This window comes from Micromonospora sp. NPDC049801, from assembly GCF_040656575.1.
In the GTDB taxonomy this organism is placed as follows: Bacteria; Actinomycetota; Actinomycetes; order Mycobacteriales; family Micromonosporaceae; genus Micromonospora.
The window spans coordinates 1-22,582 of sequence record NZ_JBFAMS010000007.1; the positions used below are offsets into that span (position 1 = coordinate 1).

Here is a 22,582-nt window from a genome sequence, read left to right on the forward strand (position 1 = left end):
GCCGCGCGCGCGCCGCGGTCTTCCTTCGTCCCCCCCCCTCCACCCCGGGGGGGGCGGGGGGGGGGGCGCCCCCCCGGGGGGGGGGGGGGGCGGGGGCCCCCCCCCCCCCCCCCCGCCACTCGCGTCACGGACGGGGTAGGCGCATCGCCATGGTGGGAGCCTCGGCCATTACCGAGGTGGGGGTGAACGGGGCGCCGGTGGGCAACTCCTCGGCGCGGCCGATCTGCACGCCGGGGTACAGCTCGATCATGTCGTTCTCGCCGAGGACCCGGGACTGCTGCGGGGCCAGCGGAATCCGGTCCGACTCGGCCATCGAGCCGGCCGGTCGGATGCCCGAGCCGTTGGTGCTGATGTCGGTCACGATGACCTCGCCGACCCGCAGCTCGAAGTGGACGTGACCACGGCTGATCCACCGCCGGGCCTCGTCGTTGAGCCACTGCCCGAGCATGATCCCGCCCTCCTGCTCGGGTGCCCGGCCGGCCACCACCGGCTGCTCCTCACTGAGCACGAACCGCCGCCGGACCAGGCCGCCGACGCGCACCGCGAGCACCTCCGTACGCGGACGCGGGCCCACGTCACCGAGCCGCGCGCCGTGTCGGGGGCAGGTCGGTACGCCGTTGCGCAGCGAGGGCGGCGGCTGCGCGGCCGGACTACGGTCGGCGCCGCCGGCGAGGTCGGCGAACGCGCCACCCCCACCACCGCCGCCGAACAGCGCGCACCCCGACTCCGGGCACCGCCACTGGCGGGCCAGCAGCTTCGCACCGGTGGGCGAGCGCTTGCCGGCGACCGGGGCGTGCCCGCCGCCGACGTGCGCGATGAACACCGGACCACCCGCGCCCGGCACCGGGGCGACCACCCGACCGGGCTGCTCGACCAGCCACGGGAACCGCCCACGCAGCCCGTCGAAACGGACCCGGGTGAGCACCGGCACGCCCAGCAGGTCGGCCACCTCCAGCATCCGGTCACCGGGATTGTCGAGCACCTCGACCAGCCCGTCGTCCGCCCAGCGGCGGACCACCATCCGCTCGTTGGAGGTCAGGTCGGCGTCGGAGAGCAGCGCGCGATGCACCACCGCGTACACCTGGACGCTGTCCTCCTCCAACTCGCGGGAGAGCGCGTCGATGACCATGCCGAGGCGCAGCAGACTCGCCGGCCGACCGCCGTCGATGTCCTGGTAGCGAATGATCTCGGCCAGGTCGAGCACCGCCCGGACCAGCGACGGGTCGGTGCAGACCCGCCCCTCGATGGCGTCCAGCACCTTGCTGATCTCAAATCTCATGCCGCGCTCCGGACGATGTCGTCAATCCGCCTGGCCAGCTCGATGTCCCGGTGGGTGACCCCGCCGGCCGAGTGCGTGACACAGCGGAAGGTCAGGGTCCGCCATCGGATATCGATGTCGGGATGGTGGTCGATCTCCTCGGCCACCGCCGCCACCCGGTCCACCACCGCGATGGCGTCCGGGAAACTGCCGAGCTGGGCGGTACGGCCGATACCGGTCGGGTCGCCCGACCAGTCGGACAACCCGCCCAGCTCTCTCCGCACCGCGTCCGCGGTGAGCAGGTCTGCCATGACCAGACCCTACCGGTGGCGCACCCGCCGCGTCCGACGCGCCACCGGTGGACGGCACAGCGGGACGCGTCAGCCGCGCAACGGCCGGCCCACCTCGTGCAGGTGAGCGAGCGCCTGCCGGTACGACTCGACCAGACCCGTTTCCGCGTACGAGATGCCCTGCTCGGCGCAGTAGGCGCGCACGATCGGCTGCGCCCGACGCAGGTTGGCCCGGGGCATGTTCGGGAACAGGTGGTGCTCGATCTGGTAGTTGAGCCCGCCCAGCGCGGTGTCGACCAGCCGGCTGCCCCGCACGTTGCGCGAGGTCAGCACCTGCTTGCGGAGGAAGTCCAACTCGTCCGCGGCGGTCGGCATCGGCATGCCCTTGTGGTTCGGCGCGAACGCGCAGCCCATGTAGAGGCCCCACAGCGCCTGGTGCACGGCGGCGAAGAGCAGCGCCTTGCCCGGCGACATGACCGCCAGCAGCAGCGCCACGTAGCCGACGGTGTGTGCCACGAGCAGCGCCGCCTCGGCCGCGCGGTGCCGCATCGGGGTGGCGTACCGGCCGTCCGGCCCCCGGCCGACGATCGCCCGGATGCTCGCCGCGTGCAGGTTCAGACCCTCCAACAGCAGCATCGGAAAGAACAGGTACGCCTGCCGCCGCGCCAGCCACCGACCGAACCCTCGCGTACCCAGTGCCTGCTCGTACGTCCACACCAGGGCGCCCGCCCCGACGTCCGGGTCCTCGTCCTCGTGGTTCGGGTTGGCGTGGTGCCGGTTGTGCTTGTCGACCCACCAGCCGTAGCTGAGCCCGACCGCCGCGTTGCCGGCGACCAACCCGACCAGCTCGCTGGGAAGGCGACGACGGAACATCTGGCGGTGTCCCGCGTCGTGGCCCAGGAACGCGACCTGGGTGGTGGCGACCGCCAGCACGACGGCCAGCGCCACCTGCCACCAGGAGTCGCCGACGAGGACCACGGCGACCCAGCCGGCCACGAACGCGCCGAGGGTGAGCACGATCCGGGCGACGTACGAGGCGGGCCGCCGCTCCAGCAGACCGGCCTGACTGACCCGTCGGGACAACTGTGCGTAGTCACTACCCCGCCGTCGTGCGGGCCGTTCCGCCACCGCTCCGAGCGCCATCGCTGCTCCCCGCTTCATGTGGATCGGACCGGACGGTCCGGGCTCACCGTCAACCCTGCCCAAAAAAGTTGCGCTGAGTAACCCTGGGAACCCCCGTACGGGGGGTAGGGCGAGCCCTACCCCCCGACCTCGACTCAGCCCAGCCGGGCCACCACGGCGCGCAGTCGGGCCAGGTCACGCCGCCGCCGCTCGTAGCTCGCGGCCAACCCGATCAACGCCAACCCGCCGACGCCCAGGTAGATCCACCGGGGTAGCAGGTCCCAGCCACGGGCCAGCTCGTGCAGCGCCAGGGCCGCCAACACCGCGCCCCCGACCAGCACCGGCGCCTGCCAGCGACGGCGGGCCCCGGCCAACACGATGCCCAGTGCCGCCGCTCCGAGCAGCAGCCGCCGCCACGGCTGCGGGTCCGGCCCGGCCAGCACCGACACCAGGCTCGGCACCAGCGCCGCGACGAGCCCCGGACCGAGCGCCGGCCAACTGGTCAGCCCCGGCCGGCTCCGCATCGCCAGCAGCCCCGCCCCGACGGCGAGCGCCGCCGCCGGCAGGGTGTACGCCTCCAGCACGGTCACCCCGCCCGCCGCCAGCAGCACCCACGCCCCGAGCAGCTCACTGCCGGCGGCGACGGCCGCGAACCGCCACCGTCGACCGGCCGGCTCGCCCCGCCGCAGCAGCCGCAGCGCCACGGCCACCCCCCACAGCACGCAGACGGTCGCGAGATGCCGGGCCGACTCGACGGCGAGCACCGCCGCCACCAGCGCCACCGCCTGCGCGGCGGCATCCAGCACCCGGCCGACGACCAGCCGCCGGCCGCTCGCGGCGGCAACGGCGAGGACCAGCACGGCCACCCCCAGCAGCGGGTACGCCGCCGCCCGCACCGGCAGCCCGCCGGTGAGCGTCGCCGACACCGCCAACGCGCACGCTGCCCCCACCGCCGCGACGCTGCCGGCGACGCGTACCCCGGCCAGCCGCGCCCCGACGCCGATGACCACGGCGGCCACGACGAGCGTGCCCTCGGCCACGAGCGTGCCGGACCGGGTGGCCAGGAACCCCGTCACTCCGGACACGGCCAGCACCGCCCCCGTCGGTGCGACGAGCGACGCGAGCGCCCACCGGGGCGTCAGCAGCGCGGCGAGCAGCAGCGCGGACACCCCGGCGAGCAGGGTGGCCGCCGGCAGCACCGGCCAGGGCGCGCCCACCGCGACGAGCAGCACCGGCAGCGCGGCACCGGCGAACGGCACGGCCGCCAGCACGGGTGGGCGTACCCGCCAACCGGCCAGCACCGCCGCCACCGCCAGCGTGCCGAGCGCCAGCCCCGCGGGGAGCAGCCCACGGTCGGCGACGACGGTCGGCGCGCCGGACCAGACCGGCCCGGGGATGCCGTACGGCGTGAACAGCGCCCCCCACACCGCCGGCAACGCGGCCAGCGCCGCGACCCCCGCCAGCACCGCACCCGCCGCCACCAGCACACCCGACACGCCGACCATCGACGGCCCCTCGACCGCCGGCTGTTCCCCCGGCCCGGCCGGCTCGTCACCGGTCGCCGACAGGCCGCCCCAACGGGCGACGAGCACGACGCCGAGCGCCGCCAGCGCGGCGTACAACGTCACCGGCTCGTCCCCCGCCGCCAGCAGCGGCGCGACCCCGGCCGCCAGCGCGGCGACCACCGAGCCCGGCACCGCGTACCCGATGAGGTTGGTCCGGCGGCGACGCACCGCGAGCACCGCGACCAGCGAGAGCCCGGCGGCGGCCAGGGCCGCGCGGGCCTGCCACCACGGCGGCGAGCCGGCCGCGAACACCGCCGTCGCGGCGACGCCGGGCAGCGCGAGCTGCGCGACCAGCACACCCACACCCGCCACCCGGCGGTACGCCCCGACCCCCCGCCGCGACGCCACCGCCACCCCGAGCACCCCGGCGGTGCCCAACGCCACCGCCACGCCGACCGGATCGGCAAGCGCCACCAGCAGCGCGTGCCCGAGCAGGACCGCGCCGCCGGACGCCCAGCCGAGCAGAATCGCCGGTCGGGTCGCCGGACGGGCGAGCACGGCGAGCAGCAGCATGGACGCACCCACCAGGTCCACGGCCACCACCGTCGCCCACGACGCCGTCCAGCCGGCCGGAACGGCGAGCAGCACCGCCACCGCGCCGGCCGAGGCGAGCACCGCCCACAGGCGTCGAGGCAGCAGCGACACGGTCGCGGCCAGCGCCAGTGCCACGGCGGGCGCCAGCTGCCACCCCCAACTCAGGTCCGGCCCCCCACCGGCCCCGTGCCACGGTGGCAGCGACCGGGCGGCGGCGGCCACCGCCAACGCGCCGGTGATCAGCACCGTGATCTGCGCCGTGCCGGCGGCGACCAGCAGCGCGCCGGCACGCGGCCCGGCACGCCAACCGGTGGGCAGCAACCGCACCACCCCCGCCAGGACGAGCGCCACCGCCGACGCCGCGAGCAGCAGCAGCGACGGACGCAGCTCGCCCACCGGGCGCAGCAGCGCGGCGGCGAGCACCGGAACCAGCAGCCCCGCGGTCACCGCCCGCAGCGCCGCGCCGCCGACCAGCCACGCCGCGCCGACCCCCGTCACCGCGACCAGCAGCAACGGCGCCCCGGCCAGCAGCGGCGTACCGGCCGCCCGCCCCAGCAGCAACGGCACCAGCGCACCTGCGGCGGCGGCGACCAGCGCGCCGACGTGACCCACCCCGGCGAGCACCCGACCGGCGAGCCGGCCGCCCGCCACCCCGTCGCGCAGCGCGACCAGCACCCCCAGGTCGAGCAGGGCCACCCCGAGCAACACCAGCGCCCAGCCGTCCGCGCCGACCTCGGCCTCCACCGCGAGCAGCGGCAGCACCGGCTGGGCCGCCACCAGCGCGGTGAACCAGGGCCCGGCCAACCCGCTGAGCCGCCCGTACGCGACGGCGACCACCGCGCTGACCCCCCCGACCAGCGCGGCGTACCGGGTGCCCGGCCAAGCGGACACCCCGGCCAGGTCCACCGACCAGGCGGCGTACCCGTCGAGCAACACCAGCAGCAGGCCCACCGCGGCGAACGTCTCCGCCGTCCCCCGTAGACCCCGCCGGACCACCAGCAGCGGGACGGCCAGGACCAGGGCCGTGACCGCCGCCAGGATCAACGCCCGGCCACCGACCCCCACAGCCGCCCAGGCCACCGCCGTGAAGACCACCGCCGCCGTGCCGAGCAGCAGTCCACCCAGGACGAACAGCAGCCCCTGGACGGTCCGCGTCGAGGTCTCCGCCACACCGGGTGCCGGCGTACCCACCGCTGGCGTCGACGCGGCGAGCGGCGTCGCCGGCACGACCGGAGTCCCCGCCGCCCGCTGTGCCCGCACGACGGCAGCCAGCTCGGCACGCCGCCGCGAGGTCGCCGCCAGCAGGCCCGCCAACTCGGCGTACGTCCGGCGGGCCCGCTCAACCTCGGGTTCGAGCCGAGCCACCTCCCGGCCGAGTCGGACCACCTCGGCCGCCGTCGGGTCCGGTGGGCGGTGGCAACCGGCGCAACCGGCGCTCAGGTCGGCCGGGCCGCCGCAGGCGGGGCAGGGATAGCGGGTGTCGTCCACCCGGTCATCATCGACAAGCCGGTGGGGTACGGCCCAGAGTAGGCGTACCTAGGGGCGGGTGTGGTCGTGCACCCAGGCCGCGTAGGCGGGGTCCCCGCTCTCCACCCTGGACACGAGGATCTCCGGAACCTCGTACGGATGGCTGGCCCGGATCTGGTCCACCAGCGCGGCCAACCGGTCCGGCGCGGTCTTGAACAGCACGGACCACTCGGTGCTGGTCTCCACTCCGGAGCGCCACCAGTAGGTGCTGTCCACCTGACCGCCGACCTGGGCACAGGCGGCGAGCCGCCCGGCGACGGCCGCGGCCGCCAACACGTCCGCGACCGAACGCGCATCCACCACCGTCGTCACCACGCAGATCTGCTCCACGAGCGCACCCTACGCGGAGACCTCACGGTTGGCGGCGATCCACGTGTCGATCTGCGCCCACCAGTCGAAGAGCCAGTCGATGCGCTGCTGCCGCCCGGTCGGCACCTCCTCCGGCGGCACCGACCAGAACCGCATCACGATCCGCTTGTCCATGGGCAGTTCCCGCCACACGTCGCCGATGCTGACCAGCTGGTCCAGGCCGGTGTGGGCGACGAAGATGACCCCGGCGTCCGGTGCGGCGTCCAACGCGGCGAGCACCCCACCGGGCTGCGGGGCGAGCACGTGGCGCATGCGTTCGGCACGCCTCGCCATGCGTTCCATACCGAGCGAGCGGAGCCGGGCGATGGCGCGCAGTCGCCGCCTCGGGGTGAAGTTGCCGCCCTCCGGGAAGATCACGAAGGCGTCGTTGTCGTCCAGGCCGGTGGCCAGGTGCCCGACCTGGCGTACGGTCTCCTCGCCACGCTCCGCCGTGGGCGCGATGAACCGGTTGGGGAGCCTGTTGAGCAGCACGTCGATCGCCGGGTCCCACTGGAGGCTGTCCTTGAGGACGATCCGCGGCTCCCGCTTGAACCAGTTGACCAGCCCGTGGATCAGGATGAACGAGTCGCCCGGCCCGGCGTGCCGGCACAGCACCAGCTCGGGCCGCCCGGGCAGGGCAGTGTCCGGGTCGGTGCCGACCACGTCGATGCTCAGCCGCAGCGACCAGCGGGCCTGCCAGAACAGCACCCGCAGGAACCAGCCGGCCAGCACGTAGTGCGCGCGCTGGAAGGCCGGCGACCGGCTGCGCCAACCGAAGCCCGAGGCGAGCCAGAGGACGAACAGGGCGAGCAGCGCGGCGGCGTCCCAGACCAGGTAGACACAGCCGATCCAGAGCAGTCGCAACGGACGCAGCCGGCCCGGGACCAGCGGTGAGGCAGCCGCGGCCAGCAGCGCCCAGACCGGCAGCGTGGTCACCACGACCACCGCGAGCAGCACCACGCCGGGAGCGATCAGCAGCCGCCGCAACCACCTGGGAGGAAGCGGCATCAGCGTTCCACGTGAGTGGCGAGGTAGCGGCGGGAAGCGGTGTACGCCCGGCTGATCCGGCGGCCCACCGCCGCCATGTCCCGGTACGCCCACGGCGTGTCGTCGCGCGGATTCAGCCCACCGGTCGGGAGGACGTGCACCTCCACCCCCTCGGGCAGCGCGGCCATCTCCCGGAAGAAACGGTGCCGGCGGGAGATCTCGAACGCCACCTGCGCGATCTCCCACGGCCGCCGGGGCGGCGTCAGCTCCCGTTCGATCCGGCCCACCTGAAGGACGAAGACCTGACTCGCGCCCGCGGCCACCGCCTCGCCGATCGGGATCGAGTTGACGATGCCGCCGTCGATGTAGTGCGCGCCGTCGATCTCCGTGGGCGGGAGCAGGCCCGGCACCGACGCCGACGCCAACACCGCCGGAACGACCGGGCCGCTGGTGAACCAGTGCTCGGCGGCCCGCTCGATGTGGGCGGCGCAGCAGCGGAACGGCACCCGCAGGTCGGCGAAGGTGGTGTCCACGCCCAGCTCGGATTCGAGCAGCCGGCGCAGCGGCCGGGGCGAGTGCAGATGGGTACGGGCGGCGAAGCGGCGCAGTTGTCGGGCGACCGAGTCGCCGTACACCTCGCTGGCCTCGGGTGACGCCCAGAGCCGGACCAGCCGGTCGGTCACCGCCTCGGACGGGTCGGCGGCGACCAGCGCGCCGTTGACCGCGCCGATCGACGTGCCGAGCACCATGTCGGGCTGGATGCCGGCGCGGAACAGCGCGCGCAGCATGCCCACCTCGACGGCGCCGAGCACCCCGCCGCCGCCGAGTACGAACGCCACCGGTCCCGGAGCCATGTCCTCATCCTGGCACGGGCCCGCCGCCCACCCACGGCCCGCCGCCAGCGGACGGTCGGCGCACCCCAGCCACCGTCCGCCGACGATCCGTACCGTCGGCGTTGACAGGGTGGACACATTCGCGCAACCTGATACCGCTCCCACCCCGAGGGCAGGTGCGATCCGTGAAGGCAGCATTGCATCCGGGCCGCTTGCTGGCCCGCAGGTACCGACTCATCGACCAGATCGGTGCCGGCGGCATGTCGGTCATCTGGCGCGCGCGGGACGAGGTGCTCGACCGCTTCGTGGCGCTCAAGGTGCTCGCCGCCTCGCTGGCCGCCGACGCGCGGTTCCGCGACATGGTGCGGGAGGAGGCGCGCGCCGCCGCCCAGTTGGTGCACCCGCACGTGACGTCGGTGCACGACTACGGCGAGACGGTCGACCCGGACGGCTCCATCACCTCGTTCGTCGTGATGGAGCTGCTCAGCGGCGAGGAGCTGGAGCTACGGCTCACCGAGGGGCCGCTGCCGTGGCCCGAGGCCGTCGAGGTGGGGGCCCAGGTCGCGGATGCGCTGGCCGCCGCGCACCGGCTGGGCATCGTGCACCGGGACATCACCCCGGCCAACGTCATGATGACGGCGATGGGGGTGAAGGTCCTCGACTTCGGCATCGCCACCCGGATCGGCGCACCGGACGAGGACGAGGACGGCGGCACCTTCGGCACCCCGGCGTACGTCGCCCCGGAACGCCTCGACGGCGCGCCCGCCCAGCCGGCCACCGACGTCTACTCGCTCGGCGTCCTGCTGTACGAGGCGTTGACCGGGCGGGTGCCGTACCCGGCGGACACCTGGGAACAGCTCAGCGCCGCGCTCGCCGGCGGCCCCGCGCCGACGCTGGCCGGCGTGCCGGAGCTGCCCAGCGAGGTCGCCCGGATCTGCCTGCGCAGCCTCGCCCGCGACCCGGCCGACCGGCCGACGGCCCGGCAGGTCGCCACCGTGCTGCGCGGGCACCTGCTGACGCCCGAACCGCCGACCGCCACGATCGCGGTGCCGGTTCCGACCCTGTCGGGTTCGTTGCCGCAGCCGGCCGTTGCTCCGGCCGCGCGGGCGGGCGTCGTGACGGTGGTACGCGCCGACGACGTGGCCCGGCCGCTGACCTCGCCCGGCGACGGTACCGGCCGGTCGTTCCGACGTCCGGCGCTGCTCCTGATCCCGGTGGTCCTGGCCGTCGCCGTGGCGCTGGCCGGGGTGGCCCTGCTCCCCGACGACCAGCCGCGTCGTCAGGTCCAGCCCACGGCCGGCCCGACGACGCCCGCGACCAGCGAGCCGCCGACCGATCCGCCCGCCACCCAACCGCTCCAACCGGCGCCGGCGAAATCGTCGGCGCCGCCCAGCGTCGCGTCCACCGCCGGGCCGGGCACCCTCGCCGAAGCTGGCCTCCGCGTCAACGGGCTTGTCGACGCCGGGGTGCGCGACGGGGAGATCCGTAGCGATGTCGGCCTCGACCTGCGCCAGTCGCTGGGCAACCTGCTCGTCGCCGTCAGCTCCGGCCGGGACGAGCTGGCACCATCGGTGGCGCGGCTGCGGGCGAAGGTCGCCGTCCGGCTCGGCGAGGGAGCGATCAGCCCGGCGTACGCGCAGCGGCTCGACGCCGCGATCGCCGAACTGGGCGCGGCACGTGTCTGATCCGGGGCGAGGCGGTCAGCGCACCGCGACGGTGGCGGTGCGCCGCACGTCGGGCCGGCCGAGGGCGAAGCGCTGGTAGACCTCCTCGTAGCCGTACGCCATCCGCTCGACCGAGAAGTTCTCGGCGACGTGCGCCACGCAGTCGCGCGGGTCCAGCCCTCGCGCGGCCAGCAGCGCGGCGGGCAACTCCTCAGGCCCTCGGCAGATCAGCCCGGTTCGTCCCGGTCGCACCAGTTCCGGCACCGCGCCCCGATCCAGCGCGACCACCGGCGTACCGGTCGCCATCGCCTCCAGCATCACCATCCCGAACGGCTCGTCCCACTGGATCGGCATGATCAGACAGCGGGCGTCGACGAGCATCCGCAGGGTCTCGGCACGGTCGGCGTTCAGGACGACTGTCACGTCCTCGTCGAGAAGCGGCTCGACGACCTGCTCGTAGTAGCGCCGCTCGGCCGGCTCGTTGCACTTGCCGGCCAGCAGCAGCGGTAGGCCCGCCTCCCGGCAGGCGCGGATGGCGACGTCCGGACCCTTGTCCGGGCTGAACCGGGCCAGCCACAGCACCGGCCCCGGGCCCGGCTCGGTCTTGCGCGGAAAGCCCCGCAGGTCCAGCGCGTTGTGCACGGTGCCGGCCCAGGGCAGGCCCGTGTTGAGTCGACGCTGAGCGTGCGAGATGGCCACCAGGGCGACGTTCTCGTCGGCGTCGCCGAGCACGTCGCCGTACTCCCCCACCGGGTTGCCGTGCACGGTCGCCACCGTCGGCACCGACCGACGGCCGGCCACCAGCGGGCCGATCGTGCTGTGGTCGTGGATCACGTCGAAATCGGCCGGCGTGATCAGGCGGTTCACCCGGGCCAGGTGCGCCAGCTCCGGCAGGGACTCGCCGAGTCGTTCGTACTGCACCTCCGCCACGGTGGAGACGAAACCGCTGGCGGCGGTGCCATGGTGATCGCCGGCGCCGAACAGCGTCAGCGCGTGACCGTGCGCGGTCAACGCGTCCACCAGGCCGGCCACCACCTGTTCCAGGCCGCCGTAGCCGGGCGGCGGCACGGACAGCCAGGGCGGGACCACCATCGCGATGCGCAACGACCGCTCCGGCGGGCGGTCGGCGGGCGGGTGGTTCACGGCCACGAGTCCTCCCCGTTGGTCCCCCGGTCGGCATGGTTCGCGGCGGGTTCCCCCCGCGACCACCGATAAACCGGACACGACGGACGCTCACCCGCCGACCAGGAGTTGGTCGTGCACGACCCGCACACCCGGCGTGGACCACGCCACCCGCTCCACCTGGTCCCGTTCCCACCACGAGCGGACCACCCCGGCGAGGACCAGCGTGTCACCGTCCACCTCCACCGTCACTCGTTCGCCGCCGAGCGTCCGCGCCAGCGCGCGCTGGACGTCCTGCCGGGTCCGCTCGTCCGGCGGCGGCGTCGACGGTCGCACCTCGACGAGGTTCGTGACACCCCGTACGCCGTCCAGGCGGCGCAGCTCCCCCTCGGCGGCGCGGCGCTGCCAGCCGAACTCGACCTCGCCGCGCAGCATCAGCCAGCCGTTGGCCACGCTGACGTCCAGCCGCTCGGCGGGTACGAAACTGTCCCATTCGAGGGCGCGGGACGCCGCGAGGGCGATGTCACCGTCGGTACGCCCCGGCGTCCCCGGTAGCCGTACCTCGATCTCGTCGGCCACCGCGCGTACGCCCCGGACCCGCTGGGCGCACCGGGTGGCCGCCCAGCCACGGGCAGCGCCGTCGACGTACCCGGTGAGGGTGACCACCCCCCGGTCGACGGTCACCCCGATCTCGTTCGGCAGCACCTGCGGATCCCAGGCCAGCTCGGCCAGGACGTCCCGCTGGATCCGCTGGTCGTCCTCGACATCCACCGTGCTCATCGGCCCACCCCCGTACGCTCGCCGGCTCGCCCGCCGAGCCTTCCGGGCACACGGGTGACGGCGGTTCACCCGAACCGGGTGAACCGCCGTGGAAAAGCGGCGGGTGACGGAGCCAACCCCCTTGGCTCCGCCACCCGCCGCCGGAGGGAGGCAGGTTCTGTGGTGTCGGTCAGGACGTCTCGGTGAGCGTCACCGTCGCGGTCTTCTCGGCCCCGTTGCGCTTGAAGTGCAGCTCGACCCGGTCGCCGACCTTGCCGGCCTGCACCGCGCCGACCAGGTCGTCGGAGTCGTTGATCGGCTTGTCGCCGAAGCGGGTGACCACGTCGCCCTGCTGGAGGCCGGCCTTCTCGGCGGGGCTGCCCGGGGTAACCGAGGCGACCAGCGCGCCGCCGCCCTCGGCCTGGTTGACGCCGACCCCGAGCGACGGGTGGCTGACCTTCTCGCCGCGCTGGAGTTTGCCCGCGACGTCCTTGGCCTTGTTGCTCGGGATGGCGAAGCCGACGCCGATGTTGCCGGTGCTCTGCCCGGAGGTGGCGATGGCGGTGTTGACGCCGATGACCTCACCCCGGGTGTTGACCAGCGCGCCACCAGAGTTGCCGGGGTTGATCGGCGCGTCGGTCTGCAGCAGCCCGGAGATCGAGCTGACGGCCTGGCCCTGCTGCCTCGGGTCCTGCTGCTGGCCCTCGCCGGCCCGGATGGTGCGGTCCCGGGCGCTGAGGATGCCGGCGGTCACCGAGCCCTGGAGGCCGAGCGGGCTACCCAGGGCGAGGACCTGGTCGCCGACCTGCATGGCGTCGCTGTCGCCGAACTTTGCCGGCTTGAGGTCGCTCACCCCGTTGGCCTTGACCACGGCCAGGTCGGTCTTCGGGTCGGTGCCGACGATCTTCGCCTGGACGTTCCTGCCGTCGGCGAAGACGACCTGCACGGTGTCCCCGCTCGCGGAGGCGACCACGTGGTTGTTGGTGAGCACGTAGCCGTCGGCGGTGAGCACCACGCCGGAGCCCTCACCGCTGTCGGTGGCGATGGAGACGACGCTGTCCTGTACGGCGGCGGCGATCTTCGGCAGGTCCGCGCTGTTGAGCACCGGCGCTGCCGTGTAGGTGCGGGTGACGCCGCCACGGTCGCCGTCGAGGGCGAGCGCGAGCGCCCCACCGGCCACGCCGGAGCCGAGCATCAGGGCGAACACCGCGACGCCGGCGCCGGCGAACTTGGCGATCCGGCCCGGTCGGGGCCCGGAACCGGGCGGCGTGGCCTGCGGACCCCAGGGCGGCACGGGCTGTCCGGGGTGCTGCGCGTGCTGTCCGGGGTGCTGCGGGTGCTGTCCGGGGTGCTGCGGGTAGGTCGCGCCCGGCTGGCCCCCGCCGGCCCAGCCGGACTGCTGGCCCGCGTACCAGGGGGCACCCGGGTAGCGACCGTCGGACGGCTGTGGGTAGCCGTGCTGGCCGGGCGTCGGGTGGCCGGAGACCGGGTACGGCGGCGCGGACGCGCCGGTGGTCGGCGGCTCGTACCCGGTGGGCTGGCCGGCGGCCGGCTGGTACCCGGCGGTCGGTGGCTCGTACCCGGCGGGCTGCGTGCCGGTCGGTGGCTCGTACCCGGCGGGCTGCGTGCCGGTCGGTGGCTCGTACCCGGCGGGCTGCGTGCCGGTCGGTGGCTCGTACCCGGCGGGCTGGCCGACGGGCGCGACGGGCGCGGTCGGCGCGTCGTCGGCGGCCGGCATGGCGGCGGTCGGCGTCGCGTCCCCGTGGGTCGCAAGGGAGGTGGTCGGAGAGTCGGACTGCGCGCGCTCGTCGCGCGGCAGCTCGGCGGTGGGGTGCGACGGCTCGGCGTCGGTGGGGGCCGGCCGGCGCTGCGGGTCGGACTCGAACTCGGTCATGCCCCTACCTTCTCCCCCGGCACTGCGATCAAGCTGGAACCGTCCTGGAAGTTGGCTGAAAGTCACTCGCCGCTCTCCTCGGTCGACGGCAGCAGCGGCAGCCGGACCCGGAAGGTCGCGCCACCACCCGGCGTCTCCACCACCTCGACCGAACCGTGGTGGGCGGTCACCAGGGCCGCAACGATGGCCAGGCCGAGGCCCGTGCCGGTGTTGCCGTCGGCGCGTCGGGTCCGCGCCGCGTCGGCGCGGTAGAACCGCTCGAACACCCGCTCCGCCTGCTCCCGGGAGAGCCCCGGGCCGGTGTCCGCCACCTCGATGACGGCGAGGTTGCCCGTCTCGGCGCGCAGTCGCAGGCGGATCTCGGCGTCCGGTGGGGTGTGGGTGAGGGCGTTGGTGACGAGGTTGCCGATGACCTGGCGCAGGCGCGCGTCGTCGGCGAAGACGACGAGCGGACCCGATCCGGGCTCGATGTCCAGGTCGATCCGCCGGTCCGGGGCCATCGCGCGGGCCGCCTGCACCGCGTCGGAGGCGAGCACCGGCAGCTCCACCGGGGCCAGCGAGAGCGGGCGTTCCCGGTCCAGCCGGGCCAGCAGCAGCAGGTCCTCCACCAGCAGACCCATCCGGGCCGCCTCGTCCTCGATCCGGCGCAGCAGGCCGGCGGTCTGCTCCGGCGCACGGGCCGCGCCCTGCCGGTACAGCTCGGCGAAGCCTCGGATGGTGGTCAGCGGGGTCCGCAGCTCATGCGAGGCGTCCGCCACGAACTGCCGCATCCGCTCCTCGGAGCGCCGGGCCCGCGCCTCGGACGTCTGGGCGGCGGCGGCGGCGTCCCGGGCACTGCTCTCCGCCGAACGGGCGGCCGTCTCGGACGCCGCGCGAGCGGTGAACGCCGCCTCGATCTGGGTGAGCATCGCGTTCAAAGCCCGGGACAACCGCCCCAGCTCGGAGGTGGGATGCTCCTGGCCCTGTTCGGGGTCGGGCACCCGGCGGCTGAGGTCGCCACCGGCGATGGCGGCGGCGGTCTGTTCGATCTCGACGAGAGGCTTGAGGCTGGTCCGGACGATCGCCGCGCCGACCGATGCCAGCATGATCAGCACCGCGCCACCGACCAGCAGGTCGATCCAGACGAGCTGCTTCACCGCCCGGTCCACGTCGGTCAGCGGCTGACCCACGGCCAGCACCGAGCCGTCCGGCTGGGGGGCGTAGTACACCCGCCAGCGGGTGTAGCCGTTGTGGGCCAGGACGGTCTGCGGCTCGCCCTCCGCCGCCTCGAAACCCGCGCGGCTGGTGGGGAACGCGGGCAGTTGGTCGGGGCCGTAGCTGAGACGGTCGTATTTGGGCTGGTACACCTGCTGCTCGTCGGCCACGATGACGACGTAGTCGCTGGGCAGCATCGCGCCGACCTCACCGCTGCGCAGCTTCGGGAGCAACTGGCCGAGGCCCTGGGCGGTCGACCTCACCTGCCCGTCGACCTGGCCCTGGAGGTAGTTGCGCAGGAAGTAGGCGGTCAGCGAGCTGATCACCAGCAGCGCGACGGCGACCAGCGTGAGCACCGAGGTGACCAGCTTGAGCCGCAGCGGCACGCCGCGGACCCGCACCTTCGCCTGGTGGACCGGGTTCACGCCGCCGGCTTGCGCAGCACGTACCCCACGCCGCGGAGGGTGTGGATCAGCCGGGGCTGCCCGGTGTCCACCTTGCGCCGCAGGTAGGAGATGTAGGACTCGACGATGTTGTCGTCGCCCCGGAAGTCGTAGTTCCAGACGTGGTCGAGGATCTGCGCCTTGGACAGCACCCGGTTGGCGTTGAGCATCAGGTAGCGCAGCAGCTTGAACTCGGTCGGCGAGAGCTGCACCCGCTGCCCGGCGCGGTGCACCTCGTGGGTCTCCTCGTCCAGCTCCAGATCGGCGAAGGTGAGCCGGGACGGGGTCTGCTCGCCGGTGGAGGTGCGACGCAGCACGGCGCGGATCCGGGCGGTCAACTCCTCCAGGCTGAACGGCTTGGTGACGTAGTCGTCGCCGCCCAGGGTGAGCCCGCGGATCTTGTCGTCGGTGGCGTCCCGCGCGGTCAGGAAGACCACCGGGGTACGCGTACCGCCCTCGCGCAGCATCCGGATGACCTCGAAGCCGTCGAGGTCGGGCAGCATCACGTCGAGCACGACGAGGTCGGGCCGGTGGTCCTTGGCGGCGTTGAGGGCCGCGCTGCCGCTGGTCGCGGTTGCCACGTCGAAGCCCGCGAAGCGCAGGCTCGCGGAGAGCAGTTCGAGGATGTTGGGGTCGTCCTCGACGACGAGAAGTCGCGCCTCGGTCTGGGTAGCGGCCATGGGCCCAATCATCGGTGAACTCACTGCGCCGGCGCTGGACGCTTGCTGGAAAAATCCTGTGAGTCGCCGAACGGTCAGCGCAGCAGCCGCCGCAGCCCGTCCAGGGCCCCGTCGAGCAGCCGGATCGCCGTGCGCAGTTGAGTGTCGCTGAACTGCCGCCCGCGCGCCAGGCGGCTCACCTCACCGGTGAACGAGGCCAGCCGCTCGTCGAACTCGTCGAGCAGGGCGGCGCGTGGCGCGTCGGACGGCGGCGGTCGGTGCGACGACGCGGAGGGTGCCCACCGCGCCCGCCGGGTCTGCCGGGTGGCCTCGCTCAGCTCCCGCTTGAGGTCACGCGTCGAGCCACGCACCTCGCTGCGGATCTCGCCGGCCAGGGTGGAGAGGTCCGCCACCGAGGCCGCGATGTCCGCCTCCAACGCGGCCAGCTCACCGGCACGTTGGCGCAGCTCGTCGAGGCCGGCGTCGGTGATGGCGTACGTCTTGCGCCCGCCGGCGGCGGTGTGGCTGACCAGCCCTTCGGCCTCCAACCGTTGCAGCCGGGGATAGATGGTGCCGGCGCTGGGCGCGTAGAGCCCGAGGAACCGGTCCTCCAGGAGGCGGATCAGCTCGTAGCCGTGCTTGGGACCGTCGTCCAGGAGCTTGAGCAGGTAGAGCCGGAGCCGTCCGTGGCTGAACACGGCGGTCACGGCAGCTCCTCGGAATCGTCGTCGACCGCTCGGGCGAGCAGGGCGATGCTGCCCGAGGTCGCGGAGGCCCAGAGCTTACCGTCACCGGTGCCGAGCACCCCCTCGCTGCTCGGCAGCGGATATGTCGAGCTGCGTACCTGCGGGAAACCGCTGGTGATCCGGCCGGCGGCGGTGTTCAGCCGGACGGAGAGGTCGCTGTCCTCGCGGACCCGGACGGTGATGCTGCCGGAGATCGTGGCGAGCCGGATGTCGCTGCGTCGGGGATTGTCCAGGTCGCAGGTGATCGCGCCGGAGACGGTCTGCGCCCGCACCCGCTCGGCGGCGCTGTCGGCGAGGATCACCTCCCCGGAGACGGTCTCCAGGGTGAGATCACCGCGCACCCCGAGCGCCTCCACCGGCCCCGAGGTGAGCTTCGCGAAGGTGGTGCCGCGCAGCCCCATGAGAGTGATCTGGCCGGCGGCGAGGTCGACGGTGGTCTGCTTGCGCAGCCCGGAGACGACCACCGAGCCGGCGCCCAATCCCAGGTCGGCGAGGACGTCGGCCGGTACGGCAACCGAGACGTCCACCCGGGGGAAGCGGTGGATCGCCCGGAGGCCGCGCAGGAAGTTCGGCCAGCCCCAGTCGCGCTCCTGGCGGATGCTGAGGCGACCGTCGGAGTGGTCGATCAGGACGGGTCGACGGCCGACCTCGGTGATGTCGATCCGGGCCGGCCCGTCGGCGGCGACCACGTTGAGCCGTCCGCTGACGAGGCGGACGTCCAGCCGGGTGACCGGACCGTCCAGGGTGAGCCGCTGCGGCGTCTCGACCGTCCATCCGGCCATGGGTGTGCTCCTCTCGACGGCACGCCGTGGCGCGCCTCCCGAGAAGACAGTAACGCGATACATCGCGATACGACAAGACTGTCGCGAGACGTTGTCCGGCGGCGTCCGCCAAGACCCGCGCAGTTTCCCGGATGCTGCTGCCTCCGGCACACGGGAGGCAGCAACAACCCGGTTGTTGCGCGGATCTTGACCGGCGTTCCCCCGCGAGGGCACGCGGCGCGCGGGGGCCGGCCGGCACCACGCACAGGGGGCCGGCGCAGCGCACAGGGGCCGGCACAGGCCGGGACAGCGGGCGAGGGCCGGGACAGCGGGCGAGGGCCGGGACAGGGGGCGGGGGGCGGGGGTCGGGACAGCGGGCGGGGGCCGGTTCAGGCGGCCAGGTCCAGCTCCCGACCGGGGTTGGGCGTTGGCGCCGGGACCGCCGGGGTCGCCGTGGGCACCGGCCGCAGCCGGGTCCGCGCCGGGGCGGCCGCCACCAGGTGTACGGCCGACTCGGCGGCCCGGGCCAGCAACCGCCGGTCGGCGTCCTGCCCCGGATGCAGCGCGGCGGCGATCGTCACCGACACCACCAGGTGCCGGGCCGCGACCACCCGGGCCACCGAGCGCAGCAGGGTGTCCGCGCCGAGGAACGCGGCGACCGTGGTGCACGCCCCGGTGTCCGCGATCCGGTACCCGAGCCGCAGCGGCACCACCGGAACGCCCGCGTCGATCGCCGCCTGGAACATGGCCGGACGGAAGCCGCCCCCGGGGCGACACTCGGCCGCGCCGTTCCCGGCACACCAGGTCGTACCCTCGGGAAAGACCGCGACCGACCGACCGGCGCGCAGCGTGTCGGCGAGCCGGCGCACGGTGGCCGGCAGCGCGCGCGGGCGCGACCGGTCCACGAAGACGGTGCCCGCGGCGGCGGCCAGCAGCCCGACCACCGGCCATGACCGGATCTCCCGCTTCGCCACCATCCGGGTGGGCGCGACCGCCAGCACGGCGAGGATGTCCAGCCACGACACGTGGTTGGCGACCAGCAGCGCGCGCCGCCGGGGCAGCCGCCCCTTGATCACCAGCCGGACGCCGAAGGCGCGCACCGTGCCACGGGCCCAGCCACGCAGCAGGGCCTGCCGCTCCGGCGCTGGCAGCACGGGCAGCAGCACCGCCACGCCCACCCCGGCCAACAGCATGACTCCCGCCCCGACCAGCCGGAGCACCCGGCGGGCCACCGACACCGTGGGCACCTCGCCGGTCGCCGGTAGGCACTCGTCGTCGCAGCCCGACGAGGGCCGCCACAGGTCCTGCGCCGCGACGCTCACCGCTCGTCTCCGCCGAGGAAGTGCCGCAGGTAGCGCGGGTTCATCCGGTCGAGGGAGAAGAGCACGTAGAAGTCGGCGCAGCCGAAGTCGGGATCGTACGACGGCTCACCGCAGATCCACGCGCCGAGTCGCAGGTAACCGCGCAGCAGCGGCGGGACCGCCACCCGAGCGCCCGGATCGGGGGCCGGGGCGGCCAGGGCGGCGGCCGGCTCGGCGAACCACGGACGCAGCGGCCGGACCCGCAGCGGCGGCGGCGACAGGTGCCGGGCCTGGGCCTGCGCCCACACCCCGGCGACGGTACGACCGCCGTCGTCGACCGGCACCGAGGCGCAGCCGCCGAGCCAGCGCGAGCCGCGCAGGTGCAGGTAGCGGGTGAGCCCCGCCCACATCAGGTTGATCACCGCGCCGGAGCGGTGGTCCGGGTGCACGCAGGACCGGCCCGTCTCGACGAGGTCGTCGCGCAGTGGGTCCAGCGCGGCGAGGTCGAACTCGCTCTCGGCGTACCGCCGGTCGGTACGCCCCGGCGGCAGCAGCCGGTACGTGCCGACCACCTGCCCGGTGCTGTCCTCCCGGACGATGAGGTGGTCGCAGTGGGCGTCGAAGGGGTCCACGTCCAACCCGGCCCGACCGGGTGCGAGGGTGGCGCCCAACTCGGTGGCGAACACCTCGTGGCGCAGGCGTTGCGCGGCCGCGACCTGGGTGGGGTCGTCGGCGATCAGCAGGGTGTATCCGCTGGTCGTCAGTGGCGTGCCAGCGACATGCAGAACGGCCATGGGATCTGTGTAAGGGCCCCGGGTGCCATCGGCGGGCACCGCTGGTGTCGGACGGGTGAACGCCGGCCGGCGGATGCCTGCGGGGTGCCTTCGTGCAAGGCTGCGGGACGGATCGGCGACGATGCCGGTCCACGCTTCACGGAGGTCACCCATGCGCGTCGAGTCCCGCTACAACGGGCCCACCGGCTCCGGCAACGGCGGGTGGAGCGCCGGCCTCTTCGCCACCGCGGCGGGGCCCGGACCGGTCGAGGTGACGCTGCGTCGCCCACCGCCGCTGGAGACGGAGCTGACCCTCGTCGACGGCGAGGTCCGGGACCCGGCCGGCGACCTGGTGGCCGAGGTCCGCCCGGCCGGTGTCGTGGACGCCGTCGTACCACCTGTCGACGCCGGGACGGCGGCGGAGGCGGCGACCCGCTACCCCGGGTTCGTCGCGCACCCGTACCCCGGGTGTTTCGTCTGTGGTCCGCGCCGGACCGACGGCTTGCGGATCTTCCCCGGACGACTGCCGGACGGCCGGACCGCCGCGCCGTTCCGCGCGCCCGAGCAGGTCGACGACGCCACCGTCTGGGCCGCGCTGGACTGCCCCGGCGGCTGGACGGTGCTCACGCCGGACCGCCCGTACCTGCTCGGCCGGATCGCCGCCGTGGTCGCGGCCCGGCCGGCGCCCGGCGTCGAGTGCGTGGTGACCGGCGCGCTGATCGGTGTCGACGGCCGCAAGGCGCTGGTGCACACCAGCCTGTACGGCCCGGACGGCACGCTGCTCGGCGCTGCCCGCGCCACCTGGATCGCCCGCTGAGGCCCGTCGCCGTTCCGGGCGTCCTTCCCAAGGAGGACCACGCCGTAGGTACTCGGGCTGATTGACCTTGTTGCTCGGTACCGTCACGCTGTGCCACGGCGTACCTCGACGCCACACGGGAGGAGAACGATGACTGACGGGCAGCGAAGCCCCACCAGCGACGGTCAGATCGTGGTGTCCGGTCTGACAAAGCAGTACAAGAACGTGCGGGCGGTGAACAACCTGTCCTTCACCGTGGCACCGGGGCGGGTGACCGGCTTCCTCGGCCCGAACGGTGCCGGCAAGACGACCACGCTGCGCATGCTGCTGAACCTGGTCACGCCCACGGGCGGCACGGCCACCATCAGCGGCCACCGCTACGCCGACCTGACCGACCCGCTGCGGCACGTCGGCGCGATCCTGGAGGCGTCCAGCGCGCACAAGGGCCGCACCGGCATCAACCACCTGCGGGTGATCTGCGCGGCGGCCGGTCTGCCCCGCAGCCGGGCCGACGAGGTGCTGGAACTGGTCGGGCTGACCCCGGCCGCCAAGCGCAAGTTCAAGGGCTACTCGCTGGGCATGAAGCAGCGGCTCGGTATCGCCGCCGCGATGCTCGGCAACCCGCGGGTGCTGATCCTCGACGAGCCGGCCAACGGCCTCGACCCGGAGGGCATCCGGTGGATGCGCGGGTTCCTCAAGAACCTCGCCCACGAGGGCCGTACGGTGCTGGTCTCCAGTCACCTGCTGTCCGAGATGCAGCTCCTCGCCGACGACGTGGTGATCATCGCGGCCGGGCAGCTCGTCCGGCAGGGGCCGGTCGAGCAGGTGCTCGGGTCGATGGCGCAGGGCGCCCAGGTCCGGGTCCGCACCCCGCAGGCCGAGGCGCTGACCACCGCGCTGAAGGCGCAGTCGGCCACCGTCACCACCGACGAGCACGGCGTGCTGCTGGTCTCCGGGGTGGACGCCCCGACGATCGGCCGGGCCGCCCTGGCCGCCGGCGTGGAACTGCACGAACTGTCCACCGAACGACCCGACCTGGAACGGGTCTTCCTGGAGCTGACGGCCGGAAAGGCGGGCATCCGATGAACCTGGTCCGATCCGAGCTGCTCAAGATCCGTACCACCAACACCTGGTGGATCTTCGCGCTGATCAGCCTGCCGCTGTGGGCGCTCACGCTGCTCATCAACTGGTTGCAGGCCGACGCCCTCACCAGCACCGACCCCGCCCAGGTGGGCGATCAGGCGGACCAGTTCGCCGCGGCGGCCACTCCGGACGCGCTCTCGTCGAACCTGTTCACCACCGGGCAGTTCTTCGGCCTGCTCATCGTCATGCTGCTCGGCATCATCGTGGTGACCAGCGAGTTCTTCCACCAGACGGTCACCACCACGTTCCTCACGAGCCCGCACCGCACCGCGGTGATGCTCGCCAAGTTGGTCGCGGCGGGTGTGCTGGCGCTGCTCTTCTGGCTGGTCACCACCGTGTTCAACCTGATCGCCGGGTCGGCGGTGCTGAGCGCGGTCGGGGTGGACGGGCAACTGGGCAACGACGCGGCCTGGCGGGCGATCGGGTTGAACCTGCTCGCGTACCTGCTGTGGGCGGTGTTCGGCGTCGGCATCGGCGTGCTGATCCGCAGCCAGATCGGCGCCACCGTGACCGGCATCCTGCTCTACCTGGGCGGCTCGATCGGCGCCATCTTCGTCATCGCCATCCTGGCGGATCGTTGGGGCGACTGGATCAACAACCTGCAACTGCTGGTGCCGTCGCTGGCGTCGTCGCTGATGGTCACCGGGGCGGACATCCCCGGCAACCCGCCGCGCTGGGCCGGCGCGGCCGTGCTGATCGGATACGCGGTGGTGACCGGCGTCGCCGGCTCCCTGCTGATCCGCCGGCGCGACATCTCCTAACCAAGGGTTCTCCCGAAGGAAGGGCCCCTTACTAACGCCTGGTGTCTAGTAAGGGGCCCTTCCTTTCACAATCGGGGGTGGCGGCGGCACGGCCGCACGGGC

20 protein-coding genes are annotated in these 22,582 nt (G+C 74.0%); 4 read left to right on the top strand and 16 right to left on the bottom strand.

Features of this window, described 5'->3' with window-relative positions; genetic code table 11:
• Positions 1-124: 124 nt before the first annotated feature.
• The 7 genes from AB0I89_RS14510 to AB0I89_RS14540 all read right to left on the bottom strand — a co-directional run bounded on the left by AB0I89_RS14510 (position 125) and on the right by AB0I89_RS14540 (position 8,485).
• Positions 125-1,279, bottom strand: coding sequence for an FHA domain-containing protein (locus AB0I89_RS14510; protein WP_357125731.1), 1,155 nt, complete (start codon positions 1,277-1,279; stop codon positions 125-127).
• Complete coding sequence (locus AB0I89_RS14515; protein WP_357125734.1) at positions 1,276-1,569, bottom strand: 4a-hydroxytetrahydrobiopterin dehydratase; 294 nt, start codon at positions 1,567-1,569, stop codon at positions 1,276-1,278. The genes AB0I89_RS14510 and AB0I89_RS14515 overlap by 4 nt, the downstream gene beginning before the upstream one ends.
• A gap of 69 nt (positions 1,570-1,638) precedes the next feature.
• Positions 1,639-2,691 (bottom strand): acyl-CoA desaturase, encoded by a 1,053-nt coding sequence (locus AB0I89_RS14520; protein ID WP_357125737.1) that lies wholly within the window; start codon positions 2,689-2,691, stop codon positions 1,639-1,641.
• Positions 2,692-2,825: 134 nt separating this feature from the next.
• A complete protein-coding gene (locus tag AB0I89_RS14525) occupies positions 2,826-6,257 on the bottom strand; it encodes a hypothetical protein (RefSeq protein ID WP_357125740.1) in 3,432 nt (1,143 codons plus the stop codon).
• Between the two features lie 48 nt (positions 6,258-6,305).
• Complete coding sequence (cutA, locus tag AB0I89_RS14530; protein ID WP_357125743.1) at positions 6,306-6,626, bottom strand: divalent-cation tolerance protein CutA; 321 nt, start codon at positions 6,624-6,626, stop codon at positions 6,306-6,308.
• Between the two features lie 9 nt (positions 6,627-6,635).
• A complete protein-coding gene (locus AB0I89_RS14535; protein WP_357125746.1) occupies positions 6,636-7,652 on the bottom strand; it encodes a 1-acyl-sn-glycerol-3-phosphate acyltransferase in 1,017 nt (338 codons plus the stop codon).
• Positions 7,652-8,485, bottom strand: a complete 834-nt coding sequence (locus AB0I89_RS14540) for a patatin-like phospholipase family protein (protein ID WP_355052803.1) — start codon at positions 8,483-8,485, stop codon at positions 7,652-7,654. The genes AB0I89_RS14535 and AB0I89_RS14540 overlap by 1 nt, the downstream gene beginning before the upstream one ends.
• A 164-nt stretch (positions 8,486-8,649) precedes the next feature.
• Here AB0I89_RS14540 and AB0I89_RS14545 point away from each other — a divergent pair, with 164 nt between their 5' ends.
• Positions 8,650-10,149, top strand: a complete 1,500-nt coding sequence (locus AB0I89_RS14545; protein ID WP_357125750.1) for a protein kinase — start codon at positions 8,650-8,652, stop codon at positions 10,147-10,149.
• Positions 10,150-10,164: 15 nt separating this feature from the next.
• Here the strand turns inward: AB0I89_RS14545 and AB0I89_RS14550 are convergent, their stop codons facing one another.
• From AB0I89_RS14550 to AB0I89_RS14590, 9 genes are all read right to left on the bottom strand, one after another.
• Positions 10,165-11,220, bottom strand: a complete 1,056-nt coding sequence (locus tag AB0I89_RS14550) for a glycosyltransferase family 4 protein (RefSeq protein WP_357126535.1) — start codon at positions 11,218-11,220, stop codon at positions 10,165-10,167.
• A 141-nt stretch (positions 11,221-11,361) separates the two neighbouring features.
• On the bottom strand, positions 11,362-12,030 hold the full coding sequence (locus AB0I89_RS14555; protein ID WP_357125754.1) for a BON domain-containing protein: 669 nt from the start codon (positions 12,028-12,030) through the stop codon (positions 11,362-11,364).
• 169 nt (positions 12,031-12,199) lie between these two features.
• On the bottom strand, positions 12,200-13,903 hold the full coding sequence (locus tag AB0I89_RS14560) for a trypsin-like peptidase domain-containing protein (RefSeq protein WP_357125757.1): 1,704 nt from the start codon (positions 13,901-13,903) through the stop codon (positions 12,200-12,202).
• Between the two features lie 62 nt (positions 13,904-13,965).
• Entirely contained in the window at positions 13,966-15,522 is a 1,557-nt protein-coding gene (locus tag AB0I89_RS14565; protein WP_357125760.1) for a HAMP domain-containing sensor histidine kinase, read from the bottom strand.
• A complete protein-coding gene (locus tag AB0I89_RS14570) occupies positions 15,519-16,220 on the bottom strand; it encodes a response regulator transcription factor (protein WP_357125763.1) in 702 nt (233 codons plus the stop codon). The genes AB0I89_RS14565 and AB0I89_RS14570 overlap by 4 nt, the downstream gene beginning before the upstream one ends.
• A 74-nt stretch (positions 16,221-16,294) precedes the next feature.
• A complete protein-coding gene (locus AB0I89_RS14575; RefSeq protein WP_357125766.1) occupies positions 16,295-16,906 on the bottom strand; it encodes a PadR family transcriptional regulator in 612 nt (203 codons plus the stop codon).
• A complete protein-coding gene (locus AB0I89_RS14580; protein ID WP_357125769.1) occupies positions 16,903-17,727 on the bottom strand; it encodes a DUF4097 family beta strand repeat-containing protein in 825 nt (274 codons plus the stop codon). The genes AB0I89_RS14575 and AB0I89_RS14580 overlap by 4 nt, the downstream gene beginning before the upstream one ends.
• 368 nt (positions 17,728-18,095) lie before the next feature.
• On the bottom strand, positions 18,096-19,028 hold the full coding sequence (locus AB0I89_RS14585) for a lysophospholipid acyltransferase family protein (RefSeq protein WP_357125772.1): 933 nt from the start codon (positions 19,026-19,028) through the stop codon (positions 18,096-18,098).
• Positions 19,025-19,801, bottom strand: a complete 777-nt coding sequence (locus AB0I89_RS14590) for a GNAT family N-acyltransferase (RefSeq protein WP_357125775.1) — start codon at positions 19,799-19,801, stop codon at positions 19,025-19,027. The genes AB0I89_RS14585 and AB0I89_RS14590 overlap by 4 nt, the downstream gene beginning before the upstream one ends.
• Before the next feature lie 151 nt (positions 19,802-19,952).
• Here AB0I89_RS14590 and AB0I89_RS14595 point away from each other — a divergent pair, with 151 nt between their 5' ends.
• From AB0I89_RS14595 to AB0I89_RS14605, 3 genes are all read left to right on the top strand, one after another.
• Positions 19,953-20,597 (top strand): hypothetical protein, encoded by a 645-nt coding sequence (locus AB0I89_RS14595; protein ID WP_357125778.1) that lies wholly within the window; start codon positions 19,953-19,955, stop codon positions 20,595-20,597.
• Between the two features lie 129 nt (positions 20,598-20,726).
• Complete coding sequence (locus tag AB0I89_RS14600; protein ID WP_357125781.1) at positions 20,727-21,662, top strand: ABC transporter ATP-binding protein; 936 nt, start codon at positions 20,727-20,729, stop codon at positions 21,660-21,662.
• Positions 21,659-22,480 (top strand): ABC transporter permease, encoded by an 822-nt coding sequence (locus tag AB0I89_RS14605; protein WP_357125785.1) that lies wholly within the window; start codon positions 21,659-21,661, stop codon positions 22,478-22,480. The genes AB0I89_RS14600 and AB0I89_RS14605 overlap by 4 nt, the downstream gene beginning before the upstream one ends.
• Positions 22,481-22,582 lie beyond the last annotated feature (102 nt).

Coding starts and splice junctions, on each gene's coding strand:
- AB0I89_RS14510 (WP_357125731.1), bottom strand. CDS start 1,279: ATGAGATTTGAGATCAGCAAGGTGCTGGACGCCATCGAGGGGCGGGTC.
- AB0I89_RS14515 (WP_357125734.1), bottom strand. CDS start 1,569: ATGGCAGACCTGCTCACCGCGGACGCGGTGCGGAGAGAGCTGGGCGGG.
- AB0I89_RS14520 (WP_357125737.1), bottom strand. CDS start 2,691: ATGGCGCTCGGAGCGGTGGCGGAACGGCCCGCACGACGGCGGGGTAGT.
- AB0I89_RS14535 (WP_357125746.1), bottom strand. CDS start 7,652: ATGCCGCTTCCTCCCAGGTGGTTGCGGCGGCTGCTGATCGCTCCCGGC.
- AB0I89_RS14540 (WP_355052803.1), bottom strand. CDS start 8,485: ATGGCTCCGGGACCGGTGGCGTTCGTACTCGGCGGCGGCGGGGTGCTC.
- AB0I89_RS14550 (WP_357126535.1), bottom strand. CDS start 11,220: ATGGTGGTCCCGCCCTGGCTGTCCGTGCCGCCGCCCGGCTACGGCGGC.
- AB0I89_RS14555 (WP_357125754.1), bottom strand. CDS start 12,030: ATGAGCACGGTGGATGTCGAGGACGACCAGCGGATCCAGCGGGACGTC.
- AB0I89_RS14560 (WP_357125757.1), bottom strand. CDS start 13,903: ATGACCGAGTTCGAGTCCGACCCGCAGCGCCGGCCGGCCCCCACCGAC.
- AB0I89_RS14570 (WP_357125763.1), bottom strand. CDS start 16,220: ATGGCCGCTACCCAGACCGAGGCGCGACTTCTCGTCGTCGAGGACGAC.
- AB0I89_RS14580 (WP_357125769.1), bottom strand. CDS start 17,727: ATGGCCGGATGGACGGTCGAGACGCCGCAGCGGCTCACCCTGGACGGT.
- AB0I89_RS14590 (WP_357125775.1), bottom strand. CDS start 19,801: ATGGCCGTTCTGCATGTCGCTGGCACGCCACTGACGACCAGCGGATAC.
- AB0I89_RS14595 (WP_357125778.1), top strand. CDS start 19,953: ATGCGCGTCGAGTCCCGCTACAACGGGCCCACCGGCTCCGGCAACGGC.
- AB0I89_RS14600 (WP_357125781.1), top strand. CDS start 20,727: ATGACTGACGGGCAGCGAAGCCCCACCAGCGACGGTCAGATCGTGGTG.
- AB0I89_RS14605 (WP_357125785.1), top strand. CDS start 21,659: ATGAACCTGGTCCGATCCGAGCTGCTCAAGATCCGTACCACCAACACC.